The following is an 8830-nucleotide window of genomic DNA, read 5'->3' as shown; positions in this document are numbered from 1 at the left end:
CGCCGCCGCCCTGCGCGCCGCCGCCGCCGACCTGTTGGCCGAACTGGCCGCGCCCGCCTATCCGGGGCGGGAGGAGGCTTACACGCTGGCCCTGACGCTGGAGCGGGCGGGCTGGGGCTGGGCGTCGCGGGTGCTTCAGGCCCTGCGCGCCGGACCGTTGCGGAGCCGCCAGCAGCGCGGCTCGGGCCTCGACGTCTGGGCGCGGCTGCAGGAGTGGGAGGACGAGGCGCCGCGCGGCGAGGCCGGGTCCGCCCCGGTCGATTCCGAGAGTGCTCGCATTCGTCTGGACAAGCTGCTTCAGGCCTCAGGTCTGGATGAGACGCGGCCCGCCCAGTCCGACTACGCCGCCGAGGCCGCCTACGCCTTTTCGCCCCGCAATGAAGAAGGCCGCCCGCGCGTCCTGCTGGCCGAGGCGGGCACCGGCACCGGCAAGACGCTGGGCTATCTGGCGCCCGCCAGCCTTTGGGCCGAGCGTAACGCCGGGGCGGCGTGGATCTCGACCTACACCCGCGCCCTGCAACGCCAGATCGACCGCGAAAGCCGCGCCCTGTGGCCCGACGAGGCCGAACGACGGCGCAAGACGGTGGTCCGCAAGGGGCGCGAGAACTACCTCTGCCTGCTGAACCTTCAGGACATGGTGCAGGCGGCGCAGCTGGGGAACGGCGACCTGATCGGCATGGCGCTGGCCGCGCGCTGGGCCGCCCATACCCGCGACGGCGACATGACCGGCGGCGACTATCCCGGCTGGCTGTCCGGCCTCTATGCGACCGCGCCCATGCATCAGGCGGGACCGGCCAATCTGGTCGACCGGCGCGGCGAGTGCGTCCATGCCGCCTGTCCCCACTATCGCCTGTGCTTCGTTGAAAAGACCATCCGCGCCAGCCGCCGCGCCGATCTGGTGGTGGCCAATCATGCGCTGGTGATGACCCAGGCCGCCTTCGACGGCGCCCGCACCGCCCGCGGCCTGAAACAGGACGGCGAGACGGCGGCGCTGAAACGCATCGTCTTCGACGAGGGCCACCACCTGTTCGACGCCGCCGACAGCGCCTTCTCCGCCTGCCTGTCGGGGCAGGAGGCGGCCGAGCTGCGCCGCTGGATCAGAGGGCCGGAGGGGCGCGGCCGCCGCGGGCGCGGACTTGAACAGAGATTGGGCGATCTGACCGCCGACAATGAAGCCGCCTCCAAGGCCTTGAAGGACGCGCTGCAGGCCGCCGCCCAACTGCCGGGCGAAGGGGTGTCAGGTCGCATCGCTCCGGCGTCCGGCGAAGTGAACCCCATCGGGCCGATCGAGCGGTTTCTGGTCGCGGCGCTGGAGCAGCTGCGCGCCCGCGCGGCCGAGAGCGGCGGCGCCGAGTTCGGCCTGGAGTGCACCCTGCGCCCTTTCGCCGAGCCGGTGCTGGAGGCCGCCCGCGAAGCGGCCCGCGCCATCGCCGCCGTCGAGGCGCCCTTGCTGGCCCTGTCGCGCCACCTCGAAGACATTCTGGACGAAGAGGCGGCCGAGCTGGACGGCGCCGCCCGCGCCCGCATCGAGGGGTCTCTGCGCGGGCTAGACCGCCGCGCGCGCATGACCCTGCCCGGCTGGCGCTCCATGCTGGCGGCGCTGGAGGAGGGAGGCGACGAACCCGATCCAGACTTCGTGGACTGGCTTTCGGCGGAGGCGGCTTTCGGCCGTATCCACGACGTGGCCCTGCGTCGTCACTGGATCGACCCCACCGTGCCGCTGGAAGCGGCGGTGGTTATGCCGTCACACGGGGTGCTGGTGACATCGGCCACCCTGACCGACCCGGCCGCCGAAGACCCCTTCGATCTCGCCCGGATGCGGACCGGGGCTGCGCGCCTGATCGAACCGGCGCGGACGCTGAAGGTCGACAGCCCTTTCGACTATGCGACCAACAGCCGGGTCATCGTCGTCAACGACCTGGTCAAGGACGACCCGCGCCAGATCGCGGCGGCCATGCGCGAACTGTTTCTGGCGGCGGGCGGCGGCGGCTTGGGCCTGTTCACCGCCATCCGGCGGCTGAAGGCGGTCTATGAGCGGCTGGGGCCGGAACTGGCGCGGGCGGGCCTGCCGCTCTACGCCCAGCACGTCGATCCGCTGGAGGTCGGGGCGCTGGTCGACGTCTTCAGGGCCGAGCGGGACAGCTGCCTGCTGGGCACGGATGCTGTCAGGGACGGCGTGGACGTGCCGGGGCGGTCCTTGCGTGTTCTGGCCTTCGACCGCGTGCCGTGGCCGCGTCCGGACCTGCTGCACAAGGCGCGGCGCGAGCGGTTCGGCACAGGCTCTGGCGGACGCTCCTGGGACGACGCCCTGGCGCGCGGGCGCATCGCCCAGGCGTTCGGCCGCCTGATCCGCCGGGCTGACGACCGAGGGGTCTTCGTCATGCTGGACGCCGCCTGTCCGACGCGTCTGTTCGCCGCCCTGCCGCCGGGGACGGAGGTGCTGCGTCTGGGGCTGGCCGAGACGGTGGAGTTGACCAAGGGCTTCCTGGCGGAGCAGACCGGCTGACCATGTCGCGCACCACCCCCGCCACCGTCGCCCTGAGCAAGGCCGGCGTCGCCTTTGAACTGCACCCCTACGACTACGATCCCGACGCGCCGCGCGTGGGGCTGCAGGCGGCCGAGGCCCTCGGCTGGGCGCCCGAGCAGGTGTTCAAGACGCTGATGACCTTGGTGGACGCCAAGCCCGTCTGCGTCGTCGTGCCGTCCGACTGCGAGGTCAGCATGAAGAAGCTGGCCGCCGCCGCCGGGGGCAAGTCGGCCCAGATGATGAAACCCGCCGACGCCGAGCGTCTGACCGGCTTCAAGGTCGGCGGCGTCAGTCCCTTCGGCCAGAGGAGGGCCGTCCCGACCTTCATCGACGAGACGGCGATCCTGTTCGAGCGGGTGCTGATCAACGGCGGCCAGCGCGGCCTGCTGCTGGAGCTGGCGCCGGACGAGGCCACGCGCGCCTGTGCGGCGACGTGGGCGGACCTGACGGCCTAGCCCTCGAACGTCACGACCACGCTGTCGGCGGAACGCTCGGCCTCGCCGTGAAACACCGCCTCGATGTTGTTGCCGTCCGGGTCGAGCAGGAAGGCGGCGTAGTAGCCGGGGTGATAGGGCCGCTCGCCCGGCGCCCCGTTGTCGGTTCCGCCCGCCGCCAGCCCTGCCTTGTGGAAGGCTTCGACCATGGCGCGGTCCTTGGCCTGGAAGGCCAGGTGGCAACGGCCGGTCGGCTGACCCTGCGCCGCGATGCTGTCCACCGCCGAGACGAACAGTTCGTCGGCCCAGAAGAAGCGTTCGGCCTCGCCGGCGATCGGCACGCCAAGGGCCTCCAGCACCGCGCCGTAGAAGCGACGACTGGCCTCAAGATCCGGCGTCACCAGTTGCAGATGGTCGATCAGCCGACCGCGATGAAGCTGCTGCGTCTCCATGGTCTTCGTCTCCTGTCAGATTGCGATTCGAACGGACGGCAACCTGGCCTGTTCCTGCTGACAGGACGTGTCAGCAGCCTCGCGTCCTGCTAAAGCGCGCACATGACCGACACGAGCGCCGCCGCCCCGCATCACAGCCGCAAGGGGCTGATCATTCCCTTCGTCATCGTCGCCGTGGGCCTGGTCCTGTGGACCGGCTGGTGGTTCTTCCTGACCCAGCAGATCGAGCGGCGCATGGAGGCCAAGATCGCCGGGCTGCAGGAGAGCGGCTGGACCATCGAGTACGCCGGGATCTCCACCACCGGCTGGCCCATGCACGCGCGGGTGACGATCAAGCATCTGGACGTCGTCGCCCCGTCCGGCCACGCGATCGCGGCGCCCGAGATGATCGCCCAGGCCAACGCCTACAACCCCACGCGCTGGGTGCTGGCGGCGCCGGACGGCCTGACCGTCACGCGCGGCGAAAAGGGCAAGACCGCCATCCGCGCCGAGGGCATCCGCATGAGCGTGCACGGCCTGACGCAGCGGTGGCCCAATGTGGCGCTGGAGCTGGAGAAGCCGGTCTTCACCGCCCTGCCGGACGCCGAACCCTTCCCGTTGAAACAGGCGGGGCTGGTGCAGTTCTACATGCGGCCGCACATGGTCGGTTCGGACACTCCGACCGATGACGTGGACGTGCTGTTCCGTCTGGTCGACGGCGAGGGCCGGACGAACGGCCCGGTCGAAGGCTTTACCCAGTCGGGGATGCTGAACGCCCAGATCGAGGCGGTGATCGAAAAGGCCTCGGCCCTGCGCAAGGGGGCGGACGCCAAGGGCTTGCTGACCGCCTGGACGGCGGCGGGCGGTCGCTTCATCGACGTGAAGGGCCAGCTTCAGGCGGGCGAGAGCAAGGCTTTCGTCTCCAGCGACGCCCTGTCGGCGGACGCCAAGGGGCAACTGGAAGGCCAGGTCTTCGTGCGCGCGGAGAAGCCGCTGGCGGCCATCGTCGGCCTAGCGGGCGCCCAGCAGGGCGGGGCGTTGGACCGCGCCGCCGCCGCCAAGGCCGCCGCCGCCACGCCTCAGGGCGGGACCGGCGACGCAGGTCAGGGCGTGGAGCTGGCCATCCTGTTCCGGGGCGGCCGCACCTACCTGGGGCCGTTCGCCCTGGCGCCCGCGCCGCAGCTGTTCTGATGTTGACGGAGCTGCCCGCCGACGAACCGCGCCTGTCGCTGGACCGTGCCGTGGCGGACGCCGCCAGCGCCCGCCTGGCGGCCGGGCCGCGTGGCCCGGTCGACGGCGACGCCATCGCCCCGCGCTCGGTCCTGCAAGGTGCGAGCCTGTCGGAAAAGGCGGCGGTGCGCGCCGTGCTGGGGCGGCTGGAGGCGGCAAACGGGCGGCCCTTGATCGCCTGCGGATCGTTGTCGTCGGTGCTGGCGGCCGATCGCTGGGGGCTGGCGGCGCGGCCGATGGCCGAGGCGGATCAGGCCCTGATCGCCGTGCGCGACGGCGCGGCGCAGAAGGCCCGCGCCCTGATCGATCTGTCGGCGCGGCCGTGGTGGGGGCGGTTGCTGGCCCTGCCCATGTTGAAGGTGATCGCCGCCTTGCCGGATGACGCGGCCGGGACGCCGCGCGCCCTGCTGGTCGGGACCGAGGCGCCGGGGCCGACGGGCGACGACCGCACCTTCTGGGTCACGGACAGCGCCTGGCCGGATGCGCGCATCGTCGAGGCCCTGGGGCAGGCGGGGCTGGCGGCCGAATTTCTGTCGGGCGGAGGCGGGTTGAAGCTGTTCGTCCTGACGGGCTATGTGCAGGCGGAAGACGTCAGGCTGGACGGCGCGCCCGGCGGCCTGACCGGCGTCATCGGCGCCGCTCCCGTCTTCTGAAACCCAGCGGCCGACAGGATGACCCGCGCATGACCGAAGCGAACGCCCCCGAGGGATCGCCTCAACCCAAGAGCGGCGTGCTGGACATCGCCCCCTATGTCGGCGGCAAGAGCGCCATCGCCGGCGTGGCCGAGCCGATCAAGCTGTCCTCGAATGAAAACGCTTTGGGCGCAGGCGAAAAGGCGCGCGAGGCCTTCGCCGCCGCCGTGTCCTCGATCCACCTCTATCCCGACGGCCGGGCCGACCGCCTGCGCGCGGCCGTGGCCGAGGCGCATGGGCTGGAGCCGGAGCGGCTGATCTTCGGCAACGGCTCGGACGAGGTCTTCGCCCTGCTGAACCAGACCTATCTGGAGGCCGGGGACAACATCGTCACCAGCCAGTACGCCTTCGTCGCCTATCAGATCTCGGCCCGCGCCTGTCAGGCCGAGATCAGGCTGGCGGCCGAACCGGATTTCCGCGCCGATGTCGACGCCATGCTGGCCCTGGTCGATGCGCGGACCAAGCTGGTCTATCTGTCGAACCCGGCCAATCCGACGGGCAGCTTCGCCACGGGCGAGGAGATCCGCCGCCTGCACGCGGGCCTGCCCGCCCACGCCATCCTGGTGATCGACGAAGCCTACGCCGAGTTCGTGACCGAGCCCGACTGGGAGAGCGCCTTCGACCTGGCGCGCACGGCGCCCAACATCGTCGTCACCCGCACCTTCTCCAAGCTGCACGGCCTGGGCGGCCTGCGGGTCGGCTTCGGCTACGCGCCGCTGGCGGTGGAGCAGGCCATCGACCGCATTCGCCTGCCGTTCAACGTCTCCGTTCCGGGGATCGAGGCGGCCATCGCCGCCCTGGGCGACGAGGCGCACCAGAAGGCCTCGCGCGATCTGGTGGCCGAGTGGCGGCCGCGCCTGACCCAGGCCGTGCGCGGCTTCGGGTTCGAGGTGCTGCCCGCCTCGGGCAACTTCATCCTGATCCGTTTCCCGGATGCGAAGCGCCCCGCCTCGGCGGCGCAGGACTATCTGCAGTCCCAGGGGATCATCGTGCGCGGCGTGGCGAGCTATGGCCTGCCGGACTGCCTGCGGATCACGGTCGGAACGGCGGACCAGAACCGCGCCGTCATCGACGCCCTCAGCGAGTTCGCGGCGCGCTGACGCCTCAGGACTTAAGCGGACCATTGATCTGGATCGGGATGGATCAATCCCGATCGATAATGGTCTAGTCCCCGCTGTTGAAGCGCACCACGCCGATCACCCCGGCGCGCCAAATGTAGTCGTCCTCGATCAGGGGGCTGTCCTTGATGTCGCCCAGGCGCTGTTCGTAGTTGACGAAGGCGCCCATGCCGTAGCGATCGCCGATCGGGATGGCCAGCAGGGCCGCCGCCCCCGCCGCCGACAGTCCGCCCGAGGGCTCGAAGGCGGCGAAGCCGCTGCTTGAGGCCTCGGCGGCGCTGACGCCGTAATAGCGCTGAACCCGTTCGTCGCTGGCGGCGCGCATATAGGCCATGGTCTGCAACAGGCCGACGCGGGTCACGCGCTGGTGGCTGATGGAGCCGTAGTATTCCATTCCGGCGTCGTCGCCGGTGGCGTCATGCTGGATGCGGCCGCCCACGACGATGTTCCCCGGCAGGCGCTTGTAGGCGTAGAGCGCCGCATCGGCGCCCAGCTCCGGGCGATCCATGCCGTCTATGTCGCCCGCCGCGAAACGGGGGCGCAGTTGGACGCCGGCGTGGAAGCCGTCGCGCTTGATCGCATTCCAGCCCAGGCCGTCCAGGCCGTTGGCGTAGACGATGTCGCGATAGGAGGCCGAACCCCAGGCGGTGAAGCTGGCCTCGTCGCTGTTGTTGCCGGTGGCGCTGAAGCCGCGCACCACGCCGCCGCCGATGTCGACCTTCCACGTTTGCGGGGCCTCTGCCGGTATGAACGGCTGCGACTGCGCCATGGCTGAGACAGGCAGGCCCGCGACGGCGACGGTCAGCAGCGCGAGGCGGAGGTTGGTGCGTGAAATCATGAGCGAGTCCCAGGTCAACGGCTGATGATATAGGGGCCCGCTCTCCAAAGCCTAGGTTTTGGGCGGCAACAAGGCGGTCGAGGCCCCTTCGATCCGGCTTTCCAGCTCCGCCATGAAGGCGGCGCGCTTCAGGCCGGCCGGGATCGGCGGCAGGAATTCGAAAACGACCGTACCCGGATAACGTCTGAAGCCGTGAGCCGGCCAATGGACGCCCGAATTGGTGGCGACGGGCCAGCAGGGCGCCTCGACGTCGCGATAGATGGCGGCGACGCCGGGCTTGTAGTCGGCCGGTTCGCCCGGCGTCGTGCGGGTGCCCTCGGGGAAGATCAGGATCTGACGCCCCTCGGCCAGACGTGCGCGAGTCTGGCGCACCATGTCCTTCAGCGCCTTGGCGTGGGCGGCGCGGTCGACGGCGATCATCTTCGTCTTCCAGGCGAACCAGCCGAAGAAGGGCAGAGGCATCAGCTCCTTCTTCATCACGAAACAGGCGTCGTCCAGGAAGGCGAAGGGGGCGATGACGTCCAGCATGCCCTGGTGTTTGGCGGCGATCAGCGCCGGGCCGGTCGGGCGATGCTCTAGCCCGCGCACCTCGACCTTGACCCCGGCGATCCAGTGCAGGCCGAACAGGACGAAGCGCGCCCACAGCTTGATCACCCCCATGGCGACCCCGTGCGGCATCAGCAGCGCCGGCGACAGGCCGACGGCGAACAGCGGCATCGACAGGTAGAGCCACAGGGTGAAGATCAGGGATCGGACGGTCGTCATGCGGCGGCCTTGCTCGGTTCGGAGGCGTCGGCCTCAGCGGTCGGGCCAGGGCGTTCGGGGTGGCGGCCGGTCAGCCGGTGCATTCCCTCGCGGCCCAGCACGGCCAGGTATTTCATGTATTCCAGCGCCATGCGCCGAGCGGTCTCGGTCGCGCGCCACCACCCGGCGTCGTCCAGCGAGGGCGTGGAGACCGCATAAGGCGTCAGCTTCACCCCCGGCGCGGCCCCGCGGATTTCCAGCAGGCTGCGCGGCATATGGTAGTCGGAGGTGACGACGATCAGATGGTCATAGCCCTTGGACCGCGCCCAGGCGGCGATCTCCTGGGCGTTGCCGACGGTGTTCTCGGCCTCGAAGCCCAGATCGACGCAGCAGTTGAACAGCTTGCTGGAGCCCGGCGTCAGGGCGCGCAGCTCCTGACGGCGGACCTCGCGATTGACGCCCGAGATCAGCAGCCGGTCGCCCTTGCCCTGCTCCAGCAGGCGGATGGCCGCGTTGACGCGCTCGGCCGAAGGGCCGGTCAGGGAGACGACGGCGTCGGCCCGTGCGGGGTCGGGCGCAGGCGTGAACTCGCGCACCCGCTCGGCGAAGACGAACAGGCCCGTCAGCCACATCAGCGCCACCACGGCGATCAGCGTCAGGAACTTCATAGGAGACTAACTAGCTACGCTGGCCCAGCTTCGCCAGCGCCGTGAGGCGGGCGGCCAGCACGGCGACGGCGCCGGCCAGCAGCGGGCAGGCGATCAGCACCAGCAGATCGACCCAGGCCAGCGGCAGGGCCGGGGTCAGCCCGCCTTC

General features: G+C 70.7%; 9 protein-coding genes. 5 read left to right on the top strand and 4 right to left on the bottom strand.

Annotation, left to right across the window (positions count from 1 at the left end; translation table 11 throughout):
• On the top strand, window positions 1–2506 hold a 2506-nt coding region (locus B2Y21_RS05525; RefSeq protein WP_292057766.1), incomplete at its 5' end, for an ATP-dependent DNA helicase.
• Between the two features lie 2 nt (window positions 2507–2508).
• Entirely contained in the window at window positions 2509–2982 is a 474-nt protein-coding gene (gene ybaK / locus B2Y21_RS05520; RefSeq protein WP_292057764.1) for a Cys-tRNA(Pro) deacylase, read from the top strand.
• Here the strand turns inward: ybaK and B2Y21_RS05515 are convergent.
• On the bottom strand, window positions 2979–3413 hold the full coding sequence (locus B2Y21_RS05515) for a VOC family protein (protein ID WP_292057762.1): 435 nt from the start codon (window positions 3411–3413) through the stop codon (window positions 2979–2981). The two genes, ybaK and B2Y21_RS05515, sit on opposite strands and share 4 nt — an antisense overlap.
• A 102-nt stretch (window positions 3414–3515) precedes the next feature.
• On the opposite strand from B2Y21_RS05515, the gene B2Y21_RS05510 reads away from it, so the two are divergent.
• The 3 genes from B2Y21_RS05510 to hisC are packed head-to-tail and all read left to right on the top strand — an operon-like array spanning window position 3516 to window position 6414.
• Entirely contained in the window at window positions 3516–4583 is a 1068-nt protein-coding gene (locus tag B2Y21_RS05510) for a DUF2125 domain-containing protein (RefSeq protein ID WP_292057760.1), read from the top strand.
• Window positions 4583–5275: a hypothetical protein gene (locus tag B2Y21_RS05505; RefSeq protein ID WP_292057759.1), complete on the top strand. Its 693-nt coding sequence runs from the start codon at window positions 4583–4585 to the stop codon at window positions 5273–5275. Before B2Y21_RS05510 ends, B2Y21_RS05505 begins: the two co-directional genes overlap by 1 nt.
• Before the next feature lie 29 nt (window positions 5276–5304).
• Window positions 5305–6414: a histidinol-phosphate transaminase gene (gene hisC, locus B2Y21_RS05500; protein ID WP_292057757.1), complete on the top strand. Its 1110-nt coding sequence runs from the start codon at window positions 5305–5307 to the stop codon at window positions 6412–6414.
• A 64-nt stretch (window positions 6415–6478) separates the two neighbouring features.
• Here the strand turns inward: hisC and B2Y21_RS05495 are convergent, their stop codons facing one another.
• From B2Y21_RS05495 to B2Y21_RS05485, 3 genes are read right to left on the bottom strand one after another with little or no spacing between them, the layout of a single operon-like run.
• Window positions 6479–7270, bottom strand: a complete 792-nt coding sequence (locus B2Y21_RS05495; RefSeq protein WP_292057755.1) for a MipA/OmpV family protein — start codon at window positions 7268–7270, stop codon at window positions 6479–6481.
• Window positions 7271–7321: 51 nt separating this feature from the next.
• Complete coding sequence (locus B2Y21_RS05490) at window positions 7322–8035, bottom strand: lysophospholipid acyltransferase family protein (RefSeq protein WP_292057752.1); 714 nt, start codon at window positions 8033–8035, stop codon at window positions 7322–7324.
• Window positions 8032–8682, bottom strand: coding sequence for a YdcF family protein (locus B2Y21_RS05485; protein WP_200168512.1), 651 nt, complete (start codon window positions 8680–8682; stop codon window positions 8032–8034). The genes B2Y21_RS05490 and B2Y21_RS05485 overlap by 4 nt, the downstream gene beginning before the upstream one ends.
• Window positions 8683–8830: the final 148 nt, after the last annotated feature.

Origin of the sequence: Brevundimonas sp. UBA5936, from assembly GCA_002430835.1 — a bacterium.
In the GTDB taxonomy this organism is placed as follows: Bacteria; Pseudomonadota; Alphaproteobacteria; order Caulobacterales; family Caulobacteraceae; genus Brevundimonas.
Note: the sequence above shows the minus strand (reverse complement) of the source record. Positions and strands in the feature narration are given on the sequence as shown.